Here is a 17,218-nt window from a genome sequence, read left to right on the forward strand (position 1 = left end):
GCGGAAGCCCGCGGCCGCACGCATCTTCCTGCGTGCCTGCCGTCAATTCAGCGCTTCGTGCCGCGTTTGGACGGTTTCGGCGTCGTATTCGAAGCTTCGGGAGGCAAGGTCCGCCTGATCAGCCAAAGCATCGCCGCCCGCACCCGGGCCGGATCGGCGCCGGCGTCGATCTCGAGCGCGGCGCGGTCGAATGCGGCGGAGAGCAGGGCGGCGAGGGCGTCGATCGGCGCCTGCGCCGGGTCCATCGCTGCGCTCAGTCCCTGGCGCAAGCTGTCGGCGGCGTGGCGACGGTCGATCGCATCGATTTCGGCGTGGCCGAGCGCGGCCGGGCCTTCGATCAACAGCAGCCGGGTGCGGCCAGGCGCGGTCATCGCACGCAGATAGGCTTCGGCCCCGGCGATCAGGGCCTGGTCCGGCGGCAACGCGGCCGGGCTTGCCGCCTCTATTTCGCCGGCCACGGCTTCGGCTTCGCGCAGCAGCACGTGACGGAACAGATCGCGCTTGTCCGCGAAGTGGTGATAGAGCGCGCCGCGGGTGGTGCCCGCGGCGGCGGAGACGTCCGGGGTCGAGGTGTCGCCGTAGCCGCGCTCGACGAACAGCGCGCGTGCGGCGTCCATCAGCGCCTGGCGGGTGGCGTCGGTGCGCTCGCGATTGCTGCGCGGAGCACGGGCAGGGGGTGTTGGCATACATACAGCCTGTATGTTAATTTGGATTTGCATACAGACTGTATGTCAAAAAACCAGAGGACGCACCGGCATGAAAGTGACCAGCTACTACCCCGTGATCATGACCCACGACGTCGCCGGCACCGCCGCCTTCTACCGCGACCACTTCGGCTTCGTCGCGCTGTTCACCGCCGACTGGTACGTGCATCTGCAGTCGGCGCAGGACCCGTCGATCAACCTGGCCGTGCTCGACGGCCGCCACCACACCATTCCCGAATCCGGTCGCGGCCGGGTCGGCGGCCTGTTGTTGAACTTCGAGGTCGAAGACGTCGATGCGGCGCACGAACGCCTGAGCGCAGCCGGCCTGCCGGTGCTGTTGAGCCTGCGCGACGAGGCCTTCGGCCAGCGCCACTTCATCACCGCCGACCCCAACGGCGTGCTGATCGACATCATCAAGCCGATTCCGCCCAGCGGCGAATTCGTCGAGCAGTACGAGGCGAGCGCGCTGCCGGTGGCGTGACGGACGCCGGCAGGCCGCAGGATCGGCGTGGGCCGCAGCCGCCGGAGCGGCGACGTTCGGGCGCGGGCGTCGGCGAGAGCGTTTGCGCTGCTTGCCAGTTCGTCGAGGCATGCGCGGCTGCTACGGAGGGCGGACAGAACGCCCTTCGCGCGATCATTCGATCAAGCCCGAGCTCTGCGCCGCGTCCGGGTCGGCGAAGATCGCCATCGCGGTGCGCATGGGGCGGAAGCCGAGCTTGCGGTAGAAACCTTCCTTGCCGGGCTGGGCGTAGAGCAGGATCTTGCGGTGGCCCTGGGCGCTCGCGACCAGGCGTTCGACCACTTGCTGGCCCAGGCCGCGGCCCTGGTAGTCCGGGTGGACCACGATGTCGGCCAGGTAGGCGCAGTCGCGGCCGTCGGCGAGGGCGCGGCCGGCGGCGATCAGGCGGCCCTGGTCGTACAGCAGCGCCGCGTGCCGGCTGGCGCCGTAGACCGCGCGCAGGTGTTCGGGGGATTTGGTCCCCAGCGGCGCGATCCGATACAGCTCGGACAATGCCTCCCAGTCGAGGCCGTCGGTGTCGTGGCTCCATTGCATGGTCGTGCTCCGTTGGCGATGGGCTCAGCCTAGGCCGGCGCCGGCACGCCGAGGGGGCCAGTTCGCGCGGGTTCGCGGGTGCCAGGCCATGCCCCGGCTTCACGCGTCGCGCCCGCTGCCGTTGTGACGGGTGCGGCGGCGCGATTTCCGTGCCGCGGCGCCTATGCGAGGACACCGCGATGAGCGATACGTTCGAACAAACCTGCGATTACTGCGGAGCCAAGTTCCGGGTCGATGTGCCCCACCAGGAAGGGCACGATTCGCTGGAGGAGTACTACTGCCCGGACTGCCACAAGGAATTCAAGACCCGGGCCGCCTACACGCCCACGGTCACCCGGATCAGCGGCCGCACCGACGGCCGCACCGACCAGTACGACAACCGCGCCTGAGCGGCCCGGCGCGCCGGCCGCGCTGCGCCGGCGCGCCTATTTCAACACCGGCGGGTACTTCTCGCCGTACTCCAGTGCGGTATCCAGGCGCGTGGTCAGCTTGATCGGGCAGTTGTAATAGTCCGAATGCGCGCACAGGAAGGCATACAGGGTGTTCAGATTGAACCGCATCGCCGCCGGCGGCTGGCCCTTGGCGAAGCGGGCTTCCAGCACGCGGCCGCCGCCGTAGCTGGTCTTGGCCGAGGTCCGGTCGGTCAGGAACAGCAGCACGGCATCGATCTTGGCCCAGTCCTTTTCCTTGTGGTAGGCGCGCAGGCGGTAAGTCTTGCCGCGCAGCGGCAGGTCGACGTCGCCGACCCAGTACATCAGCCCGGTGTGGTTGCGCGAATCGAGGTGGCTGACGCCGACCGGCACCGGCTTGCGCTGGAACTTGCCCTCGACCACGCCGCTGGCGTCGTAGGGGAAAAAGCTGAGTTCGCGAAAGCGCTGTTGCGACAGGGCCGGGTTGTACAGCCAAGCCTTGATCGAATCCTCGTAGACGGTGGCGCGCACGATCAGGCCGTTGCCCAGCGCCTGTTGCTGCTCGGGCGCGCGCAACAGATCGACCGGCTCGCGCCCCGGCGCGTGCAGCCAGGCCCGGCCGTCGAGATATTCCAGCCGCGTCGTGGCCTCCGGCTTGCCCGCATCGGCGCCCCAGCGCGCGTCGGCGGGCCGGGCGGCGGCGACCAGGCGCGCGCTCTTGCCGGGCGCGATCACGGTCGCATCCTGGATCGCGTACATGCCGGTCGGGCCGCCGGCATGCCGGTTCATCGCCTCGCGGAAAGCGTCGTACTCCTGGCGCGGGTCGGCGGAGGCGCTGGCGCCGAGCAGCAGGGCGAGCACGGGGGGCAGCCACAAACGCATGGTTCGGTCCTCGTTGGGGGCGCTCGCTGCGGCGCGGCCGCCCGATGTAGCGGCCGCGTCGCAGGCGCATGCCGGCTCAGGCCGCCGCGCGGCGCAGTTCGGCCAAGTCGATCTTCTTCATTTTCAGCATCGCCTGGGTGGCGCGCTGGGCGCGGCCGGGATCGGGATCGCCGATCAGCCGGATCAACTCTTCCGGCACCACTTGCCAGGACAGGCCGTAGCGGTCCTTGAGCCAGCCGCATTGCTGCGCGCGCGGGTCGCCGCCGGCGCTCAGCCGCTCCCAGTAGCGGTCGACCTCGTCCTGCGAGCGGCAGTTGACCACCAGCGAGACGGCTTCGTTGAACTTGAAGTGCGGGCCGCCGTTGAGCGCGGTGAACGCCTGGCCGTCGAGCTCGAAGGCGATGGTCATGATCGCGCCCTCCGCTTGTCCGGACACTTGCGCGCTGGCGCGGTCGTAGCGGGTCTCGCCCACGATGCGCGAACGCTCGAAGGTGTCGAGGTAGTAGTGCACCGCCTCTTCGGCCTGCCGGTCGAACCAGAGAAACGGGGTGATGCGTTGGAAGCGGTCGGTCATGGCGATGCTCCGTGCGAGGGGGAGGCAACCGGGTCACGCTAGCGCATCGGCGCGGAGGCGGGCTGTCCGATTGTCGTGTATTCGACGAACGGGACGGCGCGGGATCGACGCGCGCGGACGCCGTCCGACCGGAGGAGGCCCTCTCAGAGTGGGCGCCCGCGCACGTTTCGCGACATTGGCCCGCGGTCGCCTGTCCTCCGCTTTCGACCCTGGGGCGTTAGCTCAGGGGGAATCCCGCCTGCCGAAGAGTCCGTCATGCCCCTGCCGTTGTCTCCCGCCGAACTGGCCTGGTACGTCACCGGCCGCTTCTATCGCCGTGCCGACGGTTTGTTGGCCGATTACGGCTATTTTCTGCATCTGTCCGGGATCGACGCGCCGTTGTTCGCCGGCGAGGTGGCCGAGGGCAACGCCTACTTCACGTTCGCCGCGCAACCGTTCCGGTCCGGCAGCGCGGTCAATGGCGCCTTGCAACTGGGCCTGGACCGGGTCGGCGAGTTTTCGGTCTATCTGCAGCGCGAGCCCGCCGGCGACTTCGACGATCCGGCTTCGTTCGCGCGCGGCGAACGCATCGCCGTGTTCCGCCGCACCGGGCTGGTGGTCGGCACCACGGTCGAGGCCAGCCTCGGCGGTGCGCCGGGCGCGGTGTTCGCCGACAACGTGTTCAGCGCACGCCTGATCGAAAGCCGGCCGTTCCGTTTCGACGGACACAGCTACGACCTGGCCGAGATTCTCGGCCGCGGCGTGACCCAGTTCGGCACCGCCGCCAACGTGCCGGTGCCGGTACCGATCACGCCCGCGCCGCCGCATTACGACCTGATCCTGCCGTTCACCGGTTCGGCGATCGCGCTGGCGCGGACCTGAGGGGAATGCTCCGATGCCGCAACTTTCGGTTGCTCTTGAATGCGAACCGCGACGGCACTCACCATGAACGCCGTCCCCGGGCCCGCCGTTTGCGGTCACGACGCCCGCGCGGACTCGTCTTGCCGAGCAAGGCGCTACGACGCAATGCGGAGATAGGCGATGGTGCGGCATCGAATCCAGGTCGGCGACACCACCAGCGGCGGCGGCAGCGTCGTCGCCGGCGCGCCGGCGCAATCCCCGGGCGGGCCCAGTTGGGCCCGGGTCGGCGACGCGGTGCAGTGCGGCGTGCACGGCGCGACCACCGTCGCCACCGGCGATGCGCAACTGCGCATCGACGGCCGTGCGGTGGCCCGCCACGGCGACTTCTGCGCCTGCGGCTGCATCCTGATCTCGCAGCGGCAGATCCGCTCGATCGTCGAGCACGGCCGCGGCTTCGCGGTCGAACATGAGACCGGCGTCACGGATTGAGCCCGGCCCGGCTAGACTGCGCGCCATCGCAACCGGCAGGCGACGCGCTCGGGCATGGACCTGGCTCTATTCGATTTCGACGGCACGATCACTTACGACGAAACCTTCCCCGGCTTCGTCCGCGCCACCGTCGGCCGCCGCCGCCTGGCCCTGGGCCAGGTGCTGATGGCGCCGTACGGCATCGGCTACAAGCTCGGCCTGATGTCCGGCGCGACGGTGCGCCGGCGCATCGTCGCCTTCGGCTATCGCGGCCGCAGCGAGCAGGCGGTGCGCGAGGCCGGCGCGCGCTACGTGCGCGAAGTGGTGGCGCAGCGGTTGCGGCCGGAGGCGCTGCAGCGCATCGCCTGGCACCGCGAGCGCGGCGACCGCGTGGTGGTGGTGACGGCATCGCTGGACCTGTTCGTCGCGCCCTGGTGCGAGGACCAGGGCCTGGAACTGATCAGCTCGCATCTGGAGGCCGAACGCGGCGTGCTGACCGGGCGCTACCTGGGCGCGGACTGCTGCGGCGCGGAGAAGGCGCGACGGGTGCGCGAGCGCATCGACCTGAGCGCCTACGGCACGGTATATGCCTACGGCGACACGGTCGAGGATCTGGCGCTGCTGACGCTGGCCCAGCGCAAGTACTACCGCTGGCAGGAAGTCGCCTGAGCCGCGCCGACGACGCGGCGCGGGATCGCGCTTGACCGCGGTCGCGGTTCGCGACATCCGCCGCCGATGCGTCGGCGCGCGTCGAGGTCCGCGGGAGGCTCGGATCCGCATGCGTTTTCGCCCTTGCCGGGTGCGTTCGGCGGCGATGCATGATCGGCTGCGCATTCGCGGCTTGACCGCAGGCACGCCGGTTCACCGAGGTGACCGAGCGCATAGCCGGCGGCTATGGCAGCCATCGAATCAAACGATTTCAGCCCCGGCCGGCCGCGCACTAGGGTCGACCGGGACGCCTGCGCCCCCGCGACAGCGTCTTCCGCCCAGCACGCCAGCAAGGGAGAACGACATGAGGCAGCGCGAGTCCTCGCGGTTACGTCGGTGGTGGTGGTCGTGCGCGGTCGCGATCGGCGCGTCCGGCATCGCCTTGGCGGCCGATCCGCCGAGCAGTTACGCCCCGGTCGTCATCAAGGAGACCTTCGCTGCGATCAAGGCGCGCATGGAGCGCGACAAGCCCGCAATCGGGCAACGCCAGCGCAGTCTGCTCGAACAGCGCTACGACCTGCGCAATCAACCGGTGCGCGGGCTGACCATGTCCGGCGGCAAACCGGTGCAGGGCGGGGTGCGGGTGCGCCTGCCGGCCGGCGTCAGTTGGGAAGAACTCGGAGCGATGACGCCGGAACAGATCCGCGAGCGCGGCGCGTTCCCGGCCGGTTTCCTGCCGTTGCCGCATCCGAATCATCCCGAAGGCGGCATGTTGTTTCCGCAGTTCCACATCGATGCGGTCAAGCGCGCCGAGCAACGCGACTTGACCCGCTTCGATCTGGACTTCGATCTGCCCGACCACTTCCTGCCGGATTTTCCGGCGCCGATCTATCTGACCACGCGGCCGGACCTGGGCGACGCGTCCCAGGGGCAACTGGTCACGATCAACAACTACTACGAACTGTTCAACGGCGTGTTGAACCCCAAGCAGCTGGAAGGCCTGCGCCTGCTGGTGACGCCGTTCGCCCAGCAGCAGTTCAACCAGACCGAAGACCGTCGCTCGGCCTTGCCCAGCCGCGGCGTGGCTTGCCTGGACTGCCACAGCAACGGCCATACGGTCGCCGCCACCCACCTGGTCGGCGATATCCGGCCGCAGCCGCTGCGCCATCGCATCGATACGCCGACCCTGCGCGGAGTCAACATCCAGCGCCTGTTCGGTTCGCAGCGCGCGCTCAAGTCGGTCGAAGACTTCACCGAGTTCGAACAGCGCGCCGCCTATTTCGACGGCGATCCGGTGATCGCGACCAAGAAGGGCATCAACATCCTCGATCGCGGCCATCAGGTGCACGCGATGGGCGAGTTCCAGGCGCTGTTGGATTTCCCGCCGGCGCCCAAGCTCGACTTGCTGGGGCGGCTGAAACCGGACGCGGGCGAGGCCGAGAAGCGCGGCGAGGCCTTGTTCTTCGGCAAGGCGCAATGCTCGGCCTGCCACGCGCCGCCGTACTACACCGATAACAGCATGCATAACCTGCGGGTCGAGCGCTTCTTCAAGCCGCACACCGTCAACGGCCGTTTCGCCAGCGCCGACGGCCCGATCAAGACCTTCCCGCTGCGCGGGATCAAGGACTCGCCGCCGTACCTGCACGACGGCCGGCTGCTCACCCTGGAGGACACAGTGGAGTTCTTCAACGTGGTGCTGCAGACGCGGCTGGAGCCGCAGGAGAAGCAGGACCTGGTCGCGTTCCTGCGCGCGCTCTAGCGCGGCGAGCGTCGGCAGCCGGGCCGGAGGCGGTCGATAGGGGGTCGCCGGCACCGGCTGCGACGCTCTGACCGTGAGAACGGCGGCGGGCGGCGGATGTGAAGCCGCGGCCCGTCGGCGACGACGGCGTCAGCGCGCGTAACGCTGCGCGCTGCCGTCGGGGCGTTGCAGTTGCAGTGCGGCGATGCGGCCGGCGCCGTCGCGTTCGAAGCGCACCCGCACGCTGGGATCGTCGCCGAGGCAGTACAGGTCGGCCTGCAGCCGGGTCAGCGGCTGCAGCGGGCGCTTGCCGTTGCGCAGCGCCAATCGCTCGCGGTCGCGTTCGATGCGGATGCGGCCGTAGTCGCCCAGGTAGGACGGATCGTACGCATCGGCCTGCGCCTTGGATTGGGCAGCGCGCAGCGCTTCCAGTGCCCAGCGCGCGTCGTCGGCGTTGGCGCCGGGCAGGCCGCGCGCCAGCACGGCCTCCAGCGCCAGTATCTGCGCCGTGCGCAGGGCCTCGTGCTGCGGCACGGGCACGTCCGGAACGACGCCGCGGCCTTCCCAGTTGCCGCCGGTGATCGGGCTGACCGGCGATCCGTCGGCGACGAAGACGCTGAAGCCGGCGCCGGCATCGCGTTCGCCGCCGGGATTGGCGGCGCCGGCGCTGGTCTCGCCGACCACGACGGCGCGGTCGACGTTGCGCAGGGTATAGGTGAAGGCCTCCGCCGCCGACGCGGTGCGCGAGCTGGTCAGCACGTACAACGGCAGCTCGGTGCGCGGCGCGGGGTAGGCGATCTTGGGCGCTTCGCTGCTGCTGCGCACGGTGTCGCCGTCGCGCCAGCGGAAGCGGTTGTAGACGTCCGCGCCGGGTGTTACGAAGGCGCTGGCCAGATAGCCGACCGCGGACGGCGCGCCGCCGCCGTTGTCGCGCAAGTCGACGATCAGCGCATCGCAGTCGGCGACGAAGGCCAGCGCCGCGTCGAGCGCGCGCCGCGCCGGCGCCAGCGGATCGTCGAAATCGATCTCGGCGAATTCGCGCAGGTCCACGTAGCCCAGATTGCCCGGCAGCAATTCGACCCGGCGCAGGCCGTGGTTGCGCCGGCGCGCGTAGTCGATCGCCCCGGCATCCGGACCCCGCCGCAGGCGCGGCCCAGCCCCGGCCGTCGCGGTGCCGGCCGCCGTGGTGGGCGCGCGCCAGACGACCCGGAAATGGCCGTCGTGCGGCTTGAGCCGCTCGCTCAGGGCGCTGGCCAGATCGCGGGGGGCGCGGTAGCTGTCGAAGGCGCCGCGGCGGTTTTCGCCGCGCAGCGCATCGGCCAGTTCGCGACCGCGTTCGAGGTCGTAGTAATGATCCTGGATGCGCTGCGCCACCGTGTCGACGACCTCGCGCAGCGCGGCCGGCGTCAGCGCGGACGGGGTGGCGGTTTCCGCGGCCGGTTGCGGGGCGGCGGAGGCCTGAGCGCCGACGGGCAGGACGGACAACACGAACGCGGCAGCCAGCAGCAGGGCGGCGCGGAGGCGCGAATGCAATGGCATGGGAGTCTCCGGGGCTGGCGCCGCCGCGCCGGCGACGCAAAAGGGGGCCTAGCCGTAGATGCGTGCCGGCGACGATCGGTCGCAGCGGCGGAGGCGGACACCGCACCGATGCGCGGGCTATCGTGTCCGGGCCGGCCGCTTGCGGTCGCCGCACCGCGACCGTTGCTTTCGGCACACGCGGAAACGATCACGTTTTTCGAGTCTGGACGGCGTACCGCACCGCATCTCACCGCGTCGTATCGCCCATCGGAACCGGACCGCCGGGACAGGACAGTCGAATGCCGCTCATCAGCTCATCCAGCAGCGCAGGCGCGCAGCCCTGGCTGTGGTTCGCCGCCGGTTTGAACGCCGCTGCCGCTTTGCTCCATGTCGGGGTGATTGTCGGCGGCTCGTCCTGGTATCGCTTTTTCGGTGCCGGCGAGGGCATGGCGCGCATGGCCGAAGCCGGACGGGCCTATCCGGCCGTGCTGACCGCCGGTATCGCCGGCGTGCTCGCGCTGTGGGCGGGCTACGCCCTGTCCGGCGCCGGCGTGTTCGGCGCCTGGCCCCTGCTCAAGCCGGCGTTGTGCACCATCACCGCGATCTATCTGCTGCGCGGGTTGGCGGTGGTGCCGATGGCGCTGGCGTCGGTGCCGCAGCCGGCGACGCCGTTCTGGTACTGGAGTTCGGCGATTTGCCTGGGCATCGGCCTGGTGCATCTGTTCGGCCTGATGGCGGCGTGGCGCACGCTCTAGACCGGCGCGGGACGGATTCTTCGTCGTCCGACACAGGCCGTGCGACCGCGAACGGCTAGGCTGTGCCCCTGTCGATCACGAGGAGCGAGGCATGGACGGCCACGGCATGCGTTTGCAGGGCGAACCGGCTATGGGCGCGCGGGCGTTGCGGCGCTGGGGCGCGCGGCTGGCCTTGTTCGGCGCCTGCGTCTGCGCGAGCGCGGCGATCTCGGCGCAGCCGCAAACCGCGGCGCCGGCGCAGGACAGCGAGCGCATCGACTACAGCGAGGTCTGGCCGGACTACCGCCAACGCCAGTCGCGCCTGCCGCTGCGCTACGAGAGCCTCGGCAGCACCGCGCTGGACGGGGTCGAAAAGCGCAGCTACCGCTTGATCTCGCAGCGCTGGCCGGAGAACGGCGGCGCCGTGCCGAGCCAGTGGACGCATCGGGTCGACCTTTACCTGCCGGCGGTCGCGCGGCCCAAGACCGCCTTGCTGGTGATCAACAACGGCATCAACACCGCCGGCGGCAGCGATCCGGTGCGGCCGCCGGGCGATTTCGACGAGGCCCTGGCGCTGGAAGTCGCCCGCACCACCCAGACCATCGTGGTGTCGGTGTCGGACCTGCCGAACCAGTACCTGACCCTGCCCGGCGACAGCGTGGCGCGCAAGGAAGACGTGCTGGTCGCGGCGACCTGGCGCCGTTTTCTCGATGCGCCGGCGGCCCATGCGACCTTGCCGCTGCACGTGCCGATGGCCGAGGGCGCGGTACGGGCGATGGACTTGGCCGAGCGCGAACTGCGCGCCTGGAGAGTGCGTTCGTTCGTGATCACCGGCGCGTCCAAGCGCGCCTGGGCGGCATGGCTGACCGCAGTGGCCGACCCGCGGGCGGAGGCGCTGGTGTCGTACGTGATCGACTTGCGCATCGCCGAGCTGATGCAGCACATCAACCGCGTCTACGGCGGCGGCTGGCCGATCGCCTTGCTGCCGTACCACCAGGAGGGCATCACCGCGCGCTATCGCGAACCGGCCTTCGCCCGGATGATGCAGGTCGAAGACGCCTACCGGTATCTCGCCACGCGCCACCGCCACCGTCTGCGCCTGCCGAAGTACCTGATCAGCGCCAGCGGCGACGATTTCTTTCCGCCCGACGCGCAGCGCCTGTACGTGGACGCGCTGCCCGGTACGACCGCCTTGCGCGCGGCGCCCAACGCCGATCACGGCGGCGTGCGCCGGCACATGCGCGAGACCCTGATTCCGGCCTTGCAGCGCTTCCACCGCGGCACCGCGCTGCCGCAGGTACGCGCCGCGCTGCGCCGCGACGACGACGGCCTGCGCCTGAGCGCGCAGGCCAGCGAGCGGCCGGTGTCGGCGACGCTGTGGCAGGCCGACAATCCGACCGGACGCGATTTCCGCTACGCCTGCGGCATCCGCTATCGCGACAGCGCGCTGGCGCTGCGCCGCAACCGGGCCGAAGTGCCGCTGGCGACGCCGCCGGCCGGCGGCTGGTCGGCGGCGTTCGTCGAGTTCCGCTTCGCCGACGGCTTCGTCGCCACCACGCCGGTGTACGTGTATCCGGAGGAACGCTATCCGGATCGGCCGCCGGCGAACGGCACCGGAGCGTGCCTGACGATTCCGCAGTAGCGCAGAACGCAGGAATGGACGGCGCGGGCGGCTGCGCAGGCTTCTTGGGTTTCCCGTACCTGAAAGGCCCGGCCGCGCTTCGCTGTCCCGGTCGGCGAGGCGACCGGCGCAACCGGCCGGCCACTGCCGGTCTCGCGGCGCCTGGGCGTCTGTTCCCTGCGGTTGCGGCCGGCAGGCCATATTGAGACTTCCATCGCATTTGCGCTCGCCCCCAGGCTTCTCCGGCGCGAGGTGCGCGGTATAACTCGCCCGGGGGCGGTCCAGGCCCGGCCGGTGACGGGCCGTACTCGCTGCACGAGGTGATGCGATGAATGCTGGCGTCGCGCGCGGTCGCAACCGCCGTCCCTCCATCCTGCTGCCGTTGCTGGCCCTGGCCTTGTCCGCCTGCGGTGCCGATCCGGCCGGGCGCGAGGCCGCGGCCAAGCCGGCCGCCGCCGGCCAGCCGATCGACCGGGTCGAAACCGCGCAGCGCCTCAATGCGATGCGAGGCCAGGCCATGGCCGGCGACCAGGCCGCTTTGCAGCAAAGCGTGGCCGAACTGGACCGCGACCTGCGCCGGGCGGTGCGGCTGGTCGATCCGGAGCGCAAGATCGATCGCGAAAACGCCCGCGTCGCCGCCAAGAGCGTGACCGGGGTGCGTTCGGCGGTGTGGGTCGACGACGAGAACCTGCTCGCCATCGTCGACCGCAACGCCCAGCGCAGCTACGGCACCATCGATGCGATCTGCACCCGCCTGGAGCCGATGGGCGACACCCTCGGAGTGGTGGTCAACCTGCAGAGCGGCGCGGCGCGCAACGGCGACGAGTTGGAGATCCTCAGCCGCAACTGCGAACTGCCGCCGGGCGAGCGCGCCGTGGCTCAGTCCCACCGCCAGATCGACGTACTGCCGCCGCAGGTGCGGGCTCAACACCGCGCCAACGCCGACGCCGCCCTGGCCGGCCGCGACCGCAGCGTCGAACGCGAGGAGAGCGAACGCATCATCCAGGCCAGCACCCCGGAGATGTAGCCCGCCGGCGCAGCCTCCGCCCGCCAGTCCCCGCCCGAGCGCCCAGAAGCCTGCCACTCGGCAAAGAGCGGCCGGAAGGATGCGCTTTCCCCAACTCCCCAATCCCCAAAATGTGCTTCGCCCCCATCGCCGCGACTTGCCCCACAATGGCCGCCCCACACCAGCGAGGTGAAGCATGATCCAGCGATTCGACGTCGGTCCGCGCTTGTCGGAAATGGCCGTGTACAACGGCGTGGCCTATCTCGCCGGGCAGGTGCCCGATAGCGAGGACCTGGACATCGCCGGCCAGACCCGCGAAACCCTGGCCTCGATCGACGCCTTGCTGGCCCGCGCCGGCACCGACAAGAGCCGCATCCTGATGGCGCAGATCTTCCTCGCCGACATGGCCGACTTCGCCGGCATGAACGAGGTCTGGGACGCTTGGGTCGCCGAAGGCCAGGCACCGCCGCGCGCGACCGTGCAGGCGCCGTTGGCCAACCCGAAGTTTCGGGTGGAGATCGTGGTGACCGCTGCGGTGTAAGCGAAACGTGGAGGGAGGAGCGACGCAAGTCGCGCCCCTGCGCCGCGGCTTTCGACAGCGTTGCCGCCGAAGCCCGGGCATTCGGGCGATAGCGATCGATTGCGTCTTGCTCGCGCACGACGCTCGCGCACACCGCGGCGGTGGGGCGCGGCTCGCGCCGCTTCTATCCCGATGCGGCCGCGTTCGCGCGCTCCACCGCGCGCGCCGCCTCGATGAAGGCCATCAGCAGCGGCCGCCCCGGCAACAGATCGGGGAAGCGGCGGTCGTGGAATTCCGGATGCCATTGCACGCCGACGACGAAGCCGCCGTCGGCGGCGCGGATGCATTCGGGAATGCCGTCCTGCGACCAGGCCTCGACCTCCAGGCCGGCGCCCAGCGCCTTGATGCCCTGGTGGTGGATCGAGTTGACCCGTGCCTGGCCGTGCTGCGGATACAACGCTTGCAGCCAGCCGTCGGGGCGCAGATCCAGCGCGTGGGCGTGTTCGTCGTAGCGCGCCGGGATGTAGTGCAGGTCGCCGGTCGCGCCGCCGCCGACCAAGTCCTGGTACAGGCTGCCGCCGTGGGCGACGTTGATCAGCTGCATGCCGCGGCAGATGCCCAGCACCGGCTTGCCGGCCTCGACGAAGGCGCGCAGCAGGCTCAGTTCGAAGCGGTCGCGATCCGGGTCGGTGGTCATCAGCAATTCGCTGGGCTGTTCTCCGTAGGCCTGCGGGTCGATGTCGGCGCCGCCCTGCAGGATCAGCCCGTCCAGCGCGCTGGCGTAGTCGCACACCGACAGATCGCTGGCCTGCACCTCGCCCAGCGCGTCCACCGTGGGGATCATCGTCACCAGTGCGCCGCTGGACATCACCCAGTGCGCCATCGACTGCTCCAGGTACTGCAGGGTCTTGTTGCGGAAGCCGTACTCCGGCGGCAAGTTGCGCATCAGGCGCGGAGACAGGCCGATCAGCAGTTTGCGGGCAGGGGCGTTCATGGCGATGTCGGTGCGATGAGGCGTTCGGGTCAGGGCTCGGGAACGGTGGTGTGCAGCAGCCAGTCGACCACGCTGCGCAGTGCGGCGCTGCGAGTGGCGCCGCGCTCGCGCTGTTCGCGATAGCAGGCCAGTTGGGCATGGGCGCTGGTGCCGCGCTCGATAATCGCGTCCAGCGTCCGCAGCGCCTCGACGCAGTCCAGTGCGCGCGCGTCCTCGGCGCAAAGCTCGCGCAGGCGTTGCAACTGGGTCAGGGCCGGCTCGGTCCGGCCGCGTTCGTCGAGGAACTGCGCCTGCAGGCCGAAGCGCTTGGCGCGCCAGCGGTTTTCGTCGATGACCCGGCGCAGGGCGGCGTCGCAGGGCGGCGCGTCGCCCGGACGCATGGACAGATGCCGCATCAGGCAGCGATACAGCGCGGCGATCGCCAGGCTGTCGTCGAGCCGGGTGCAGGCGTCGGCGATGCGCAGCTCCACGGTCGGGTAGTTCGGCGAGGGCCGGATCGCCCACCACAGCGAGCCGGCGTCGGCGATCGCGCCGGCGCGCACCAGCACCGCGGCGAAGGCGTCGTAGGCGGCCTCGTCGGCGAAGAAGTCTGGAATGCCGGTGCGCGGCCATTCGTCGTACATGGCCTGACGATAGCTCATCAGCCCGGTGCGCAGCCGGTCCCAGAACGGCGAGGAGGTCGACAGCGCCAGGAACAGCGGCAGCCAGGGCATGGCCCGGTTCATCGCCTGCACCCGGTCGACGTCGTCGGGCAGTTGCACGTGCACGTGCAACCCGCAGACCAGGCTGCGCCGGGCGACGATCTGGAAATCCTCGACCAGGCGCCGGTAGCGCGGTTTGTCGGTTTCGATCTGCTCGCGCCACAGCCCCAGCGGATGAGTACCGGCGGCGAGCAGGGCCAGGCCGTGCTCGCCGGCCAACGCCGACAGTCCGCGCCGCAACTCGCCGAGCTGGCGCCGGGCTTGGGCGATGTCGCACAGCACCGGCGAGGCGATCTCGATCTGCGCCTGCAGCAATTCGCTTTTGATCGACTCGCCGAGCTGGGCGCGGGCGCGCTTGAGCAGGCGGGCCGGCACCTGCGCGGCGAGTTGGCGGGTCTCGGGCCGGACCAGGAAGAATTCTTCCTCGATGCCGAAGCTGTAATCGCACTGCGCGCTCATCGCGGGAGCTCCCGCGATTGCGCCGGGATGGGAATCCTCATGCGCCCACGGTAGCCGCGCGGATGTAAGTTCCAGTTGAAGACGCCGCGGCGCACGCGGCGGCGCCGCGCAGGGCAGGGGCGGCGGACGCCTGGCGGCGAACCCCGCCGCCGCCAGCGGGCGCGCGCCGGCGCGCCCGCTGCAAGCTCACTTCAGCGGCAGGCAGATCGCGGTCTTCCACTCCGCCGGCGGCAGCTGCGAGGGGTCGTTGAGGTATTCCTCGTACACCGGCGCATCGCCGGCTTCTTCGCCGCTGGCCGGCAGCCATTGGCAGAACAGCCAGTCGTAGGCGCGTTGCAGTTCGGCATAGGGCCCGGTGTGCACGACCACCGCGTGGCGGCCGCCGGCGATCTCGACCCGGCGCATGCCCTCGCCGGGCTCGATCTCGCCGGAGGCGCTGATGCAGGCCTCCGAACGCAACTGTTCGACCGGAGTGTCGGCGGGGCTGTCGTAGTAGATGCCGATGCCGCGCGTGTCCGGGCGCATCAGTCCGCGCGGTCCCGCCCAGGCGTAGAGGGCGTGGAAGCTTTGGCCGATGGTCTGATAGTCGCCGCGGTGCGGCAGGGCGATGACGCGGATCGGGGCGAGGGTATTGATCTGGGCGGTGTACATCAGCGTCTCCAAAGTCGGGTCGAAGGCCGCGCCGGGCAGGGCGGGCAGGGCGGCACGACGCTTGCGGAACGCCGCCGGCGCATCGCCGTACACCGCACCGAAGGCGCGGGTGAACGCCGCCACGCTGCCGTAACCGGCGCGGACGGCGATCTGGGCGATCGGCTGGCGGTTGCCGATCAGCTCCGTCGCGGCGCGATGCAGGCGCAGGCGGCGTTGGGTGCTGGCGATGGTCTCGCCCATCAGGCCGCGGTAGACGCGATGGAAGTGGAACGGCGAGAAATGGCCGGCGTCGGCGAGTTGGGCCAGGGTCAGCGGCTGATCGAGACGGTCGGAGAGAAAGGCGACGACCTTCTCGATCCGGGCGCTGTACTGCTCGAACGTGTTGCGGCGGCTCAAAGCGGAACTCCGTTGGCGTCGTGTCCGGGCAGTCTGCGCGGGCCGGATTGATCCAGGTTGCGCTTTGCGCGCCCGGTCGCCCAGGGTAGGCGATGGCCCGCGATCGGACGACGCGGGCAGCCATCGGCGCCGGTCTGCGGGCGCCAGCCGCGACGCCGCCCGGTTTCGTCGCTGCGGTGCGGTCGGGGCGGTCGGGGCGGCCGCCCGGACGGAAAGGTCGCGGCTTCCGTCGCTCCCGCAGCGGAGGGGCGCTGGCGGGGCGGCGCAAGCCGCGACCGGAAAAACGCAACGGTCCACGACAGCCGTCGCGGGCCCGGACGCTGTCGTCCCGGCGAGCGCCCTTCCTGCGCCGCGCGCAGAAAGGGCGCGGCCGGATTACAGATCGTCGATGCGCACGCCGGCGACGGCGCGGGTGGCGCCGATGCTCACGGCCGAGGAACTCGTGGCGGCTTCCACGCGGACGCCGACCAAACCCAGACCGGCGACGCTGACCCGGCCCTCGACACCGAGCTGCACCGGCTGATGGGCGACGAACACGTTGCGGGTGCCGACCCCGGACACGGCGGACCGGTTGAGGGTCAGCACGCCGTTCAGCGGCACTTCGACCGGAATGCCGAGCACGGTCAGGCGCAGGCTGCCGCCGATCGGCAGGCTGAAGTTGCGCGGAATCGGTGCCGGCAGGTTGATCAGATCGCCACCGGCCACGCGTATGCGCGCCACCCGGGTGCCGGCGTTGCATTTCACGACGTTGTCGCCCGACAGCGAGTCGCAGGACAGCTCGCCGCTGACCCCCTCGACGGTGATCAGGTCCTGCACCAGGCTGAGCCCCGCGGCTTGCGAGGCGCCGTCGAGCGCGGTCGCCCCCGGCGCGTTGGTGTAGATGGCCTGCTGTTGCGCAGCGCCGATTTTCAGCAGGCCGACGATGCCGAGCAGGCTGAGGTCGACCGAGGCGGCCGACCCATCGTCGCGGCCGGGCGAACTGCGCAGGGCCTCGCCGGTGCAAGGCAGTGGGAGGGACGTGGTGAGGCCGAGCACGGTGACGCTGACGATGCCGCTGGCGGCGCAGGCGCGTACGTTCGCGGCAGCCACTTCGCTGCTCTGGGCGAACGCGCCGGGCGCGAAACCGGCGGCCCCGAGCGCGCAGGCGAGCGCGGCGAAACGCAGACGGCGGGAGGTGCGGATTGGGCGCGTGGTCATGTCGATGTCCTTGTCCTTGAGTCGTATGCGAGGAGGGGCGTGGCGAAACAGTCCCGCCGCGAACGCGTGGGCCGCGGCGATCGGTCCCGCGAGTGCGCCGACG

19 protein-coding genes are annotated in these 17,218 nt (G+C 70.6%); 10 read left to right on the forward strand and 9 right to left on the reverse strand.

Features of this window, described 5'->3' with window-relative positions:
* Positions 1-47: 47 nt before the first annotated feature.
* Entirely contained in the window at positions 48-686 is a 639-nt protein-coding gene (locus V2J18_RS09480; RefSeq protein ID WP_064750046.1) for a TetR/AcrR family transcriptional regulator, read from the reverse strand.
* Positions 687-756: 70 nt separating this feature from the next.
* Here V2J18_RS09480 and V2J18_RS09485 point away from each other — a divergent pair, with 70 nt between their 5' ends.
* Positions 757-1,185, forward strand: a complete 429-nt coding sequence (locus tag V2J18_RS09485) for a VOC family protein (protein WP_064750045.1) — start codon at positions 757-759, stop codon at positions 1,183-1,185.
* A gap of 153 nt (positions 1,186-1,338) precedes the next feature.
* On the opposite strand, the gene V2J18_RS09490 is transcribed toward V2J18_RS09485, so the two are convergent.
* The gene (locus tag V2J18_RS09490) at positions 1,339-1,758 is read right to left on the reverse strand and encodes a GNAT family N-acetyltransferase (RefSeq protein WP_064750044.1); all 420 of its coding nucleotides are present in this window, start codon (positions 1,756-1,758) and stop codon (positions 1,339-1,341) included.
* Positions 1,759-1,937: 179 nt separating this feature from the next.
* Between V2J18_RS09490 and V2J18_RS09495 the strand changes: the two genes are divergently transcribed.
* The gene (locus tag V2J18_RS09495) at positions 1,938-2,147 is read left to right on the forward strand and encodes a hypothetical protein (RefSeq protein WP_064750043.1); all 210 of its coding nucleotides are present in this window, start codon (positions 1,938-1,940) and stop codon (positions 2,145-2,147) included.
* A gap of 36 nt (positions 2,148-2,183) precedes the next feature.
* On the opposite strand, the gene V2J18_RS09500 is transcribed toward V2J18_RS09495, so the two are convergent.
* Together V2J18_RS09500 and V2J18_RS09505 are read right to left on the reverse strand one after the other, a co-directional pair.
* A complete protein-coding gene (locus V2J18_RS09500) occupies positions 2,184-3,050 on the reverse strand; it encodes a DUF1684 domain-containing protein (RefSeq protein ID WP_336131651.1) in 867 nt (288 codons plus the stop codon).
* A gap of 76 nt (positions 3,051-3,126) precedes the next feature.
* Complete coding sequence (locus V2J18_RS09505) at positions 3,127-3,624, reverse strand: VOC family protein (protein ID WP_064750041.1); 498 nt, start codon at positions 3,622-3,624, stop codon at positions 3,127-3,129.
* 255 nt (positions 3,625-3,879) lie between these two features.
* Between V2J18_RS09505 and V2J18_RS09510 the strand changes: the two genes are divergently transcribed.
* From V2J18_RS09510 to V2J18_RS09525, 4 genes are all read left to right on the forward strand, one after another.
* Positions 3,880-4,485: a hypothetical protein gene (locus tag V2J18_RS09510; protein WP_336131652.1), complete on the forward strand. Its 606-nt coding sequence runs from the start codon at positions 3,880-3,882 to the stop codon at positions 4,483-4,485.
* A 159-nt stretch (positions 4,486-4,644) separates the two neighbouring features.
* Positions 4,645-4,953 (forward strand): PAAR domain-containing protein, encoded by a 309-nt coding sequence (locus tag V2J18_RS09515; protein ID WP_336131653.1) that lies wholly within the window; start codon positions 4,645-4,647, stop codon positions 4,951-4,953.
* A gap of 54 nt (positions 4,954-5,007) precedes the next feature.
* Positions 5,008-5,601, forward strand: coding sequence for an HAD family hydrolase (locus V2J18_RS09520; protein ID WP_336131654.1), 594 nt, complete (start codon positions 5,008-5,010; stop codon positions 5,599-5,601).
* 343 nt (positions 5,602-5,944) lie between these two features.
* Complete coding sequence (locus V2J18_RS09525) at positions 5,945-7,339, forward strand: hypothetical protein (RefSeq protein WP_336131655.1); 1,395 nt, start codon at positions 5,945-5,947, stop codon at positions 7,337-7,339.
* Positions 7,340-7,468: 129 nt separating this feature from the next.
* Here the strand turns inward: V2J18_RS09525 and V2J18_RS09530 are convergent, their stop codons facing one another.
* Positions 7,469-8,857 (reverse strand): S41 family peptidase, encoded by a 1,389-nt coding sequence (locus V2J18_RS09530; RefSeq protein ID WP_336131656.1) that lies wholly within the window; start codon positions 8,855-8,857, stop codon positions 7,469-7,471.
* A gap of 278 nt (positions 8,858-9,135) precedes the next feature.
* Here V2J18_RS09530 and V2J18_RS09535 point away from each other — a divergent pair, with 278 nt between their 5' ends.
* From V2J18_RS09535 to V2J18_RS09550, 4 genes are all read left to right on the forward strand, one after another.
* Positions 9,136-9,591 carry a hypothetical protein gene (locus tag V2J18_RS09535; RefSeq protein ID WP_336131657.1) on the forward strand — a complete coding sequence of 152 codons (456 nt, stop codon included), beginning with the start codon at positions 9,136-9,138 and terminating at the stop codon, positions 9,589-9,591.
* Positions 9,592-9,682: 91 nt separating this feature from the next.
* Positions 9,683-11,212: a PhoPQ-activated pathogenicity-related family protein gene (locus tag V2J18_RS09540; RefSeq protein WP_336131658.1), complete on the forward strand. Its 1,530-nt coding sequence runs from the start codon at positions 9,683-9,685 to the stop codon at positions 11,210-11,212.
* A gap of 307 nt (positions 11,213-11,519) precedes the next feature.
* A complete protein-coding gene (locus V2J18_RS09545) occupies positions 11,520-12,218 on the forward strand; it encodes a hypothetical protein (protein WP_336131659.1) in 699 nt (232 codons plus the stop codon).
* Positions 12,219-12,393: 175 nt separating this feature from the next.
* Positions 12,394-12,738, forward strand: coding sequence for a RidA family protein (locus V2J18_RS09550; RefSeq protein ID WP_064749036.1), 345 nt, complete (start codon positions 12,394-12,396; stop codon positions 12,736-12,738).
* A 163-nt stretch (positions 12,739-12,901) separates the two neighbouring features.
* Here V2J18_RS09550 and V2J18_RS09555 read toward each other — a convergent pair whose 3' ends face one another.
* The 4 genes from V2J18_RS09555 to V2J18_RS09570 all read right to left on the reverse strand — a co-directional run bounded on the left by V2J18_RS09555 (position 12,902) and on the right by V2J18_RS09570 (position 17,115).
* The gene (locus V2J18_RS09555) at positions 12,902-13,711 is read right to left on the reverse strand and encodes a gamma-glutamyl-gamma-aminobutyrate hydrolase family protein (RefSeq protein WP_064749035.1); all 810 of its coding nucleotides are present in this window, start codon (positions 13,709-13,711) and stop codon (positions 12,902-12,904) included.
* Positions 13,712-13,740: 29 nt separating this feature from the next.
* Positions 13,741-14,871, reverse strand: coding sequence for a carboxylate-amine ligase (locus V2J18_RS09560; protein ID WP_336131660.1), 1,131 nt, complete (start codon positions 14,869-14,871; stop codon positions 13,741-13,743).
* 186 nt (positions 14,872-15,057) lie between these two features.
* On the reverse strand, positions 15,058-15,918 hold the full coding sequence (locus V2J18_RS09565) for an AraC family transcriptional regulator (protein ID WP_336131661.1): 861 nt from the start codon (positions 15,916-15,918) through the stop codon (positions 15,058-15,060).
* 375 nt (positions 15,919-16,293) lie between these two features.
* Positions 16,294-17,115, reverse strand: coding sequence for a hypothetical protein (locus V2J18_RS09570; RefSeq protein WP_064749033.1), 822 nt, complete (start codon positions 17,113-17,115; stop codon positions 16,294-16,296).
* Positions 17,116-17,218 lie beyond the last annotated feature (103 nt).

This window comes from Lysobacter firmicutimachus (assembly GCF_037027445.1).
Lineage (GTDB): Bacteria > Pseudomonadota > Gammaproteobacteria > Xanthomonadales > Xanthomonadaceae > Lysobacter > Lysobacter firmicutimachus.

Coding starts and splice junctions, on each gene's coding strand:
- V2J18_RS09485 (WP_064750045.1), top strand. CDS start 757: ATGAAAGTGACCAGCTACTACCCCGTGATCATGACCCACGACGTCGCC.
- V2J18_RS09540 (WP_336131658.1), top strand. CDS start 9,683: ATGGACGGCCACGGCATGCGTTTGCAGGGCGAACCGGCTATGGGCGCG.
- V2J18_RS09505 (WP_064750041.1), bottom strand. CDS start 3,624: ATGACCGACCGCTTCCAACGCATCACCCCGTTTCTCTGGTTCGACCGG.
- V2J18_RS09525 (WP_336131655.1), top strand. CDS start 5,945: ATGAGGCAGCGCGAGTCCTCGCGGTTACGTCGGTGGTGGTGGTCGTGC.
- V2J18_RS09560 (WP_336131660.1), bottom strand. CDS start 14,871: ATGAGCGCGCAGTGCGATTACAGCTTCGGCATCGAGGAAGAATTCTTC.
- V2J18_RS09515 (WP_336131653.1), top strand. CDS start 4,645: ATGGTGCGGCATCGAATCCAGGTCGGCGACACCACCAGCGGCGGCGGC.
- V2J18_RS09480 (WP_064750046.1), bottom strand. CDS start 686: ATGCCAACACCCCCTGCCCGTGCTCCGCGCAGCAATCGCGAGCGCACC.
- V2J18_RS09490 (WP_064750044.1), bottom strand. CDS start 1,758: ATGCAATGGAGCCACGACACCGACGGCCTCGACTGGGAGGCATTGTCC.
- V2J18_RS09535 (WP_336131657.1), top strand. CDS start 9,136: ATGCCGCTCATCAGCTCATCCAGCAGCGCAGGCGCGCAGCCCTGGCTG.
- V2J18_RS09495 (WP_064750043.1), top strand. CDS start 1,938: ATGAGCGATACGTTCGAACAAACCTGCGATTACTGCGGAGCCAAGTTC.
- V2J18_RS09555 (WP_064749035.1), bottom strand. CDS start 13,711: ATGAACGCCCCTGCCCGCAAACTGCTGATCGGCCTGTCTCCGCGCCTG.
- V2J18_RS09520 (WP_336131654.1), top strand. CDS start 5,008: ATGGACCTGGCTCTATTCGATTTCGACGGCACGATCACTTACGACGAA.
- V2J18_RS09530 (WP_336131656.1), bottom strand. CDS start 8,857: ATGCCATTGCATTCGCGCCTCCGCGCCGCCCTGCTGCTGGCTGCCGCG.
- V2J18_RS09550 (WP_064749036.1), top strand. CDS start 12,394: ATGATCCAGCGATTCGACGTCGGTCCGCGCTTGTCGGAAATGGCCGTG.
- V2J18_RS09545 (WP_336131659.1), top strand. CDS start 11,520: ATGAATGCTGGCGTCGCGCGCGGTCGCAACCGCCGTCCCTCCATCCTG.
- V2J18_RS09500 (WP_336131651.1), bottom strand. CDS start 3,050: ATGCGTTTGTGGCTGCCCCCCGTGCTCGCCCTGCTGCTCGGCGCCAGC.
- V2J18_RS09510 (WP_336131652.1), top strand. CDS start 3,880: ATGCCCCTGCCGTTGTCTCCCGCCGAACTGGCCTGGTACGTCACCGGC.
- V2J18_RS09570 (WP_064749033.1), bottom strand. CDS start 17,115: ATGACCACGCGCCCAATCCGCACCTCCCGCCGTCTGCGTTTCGCCGCG.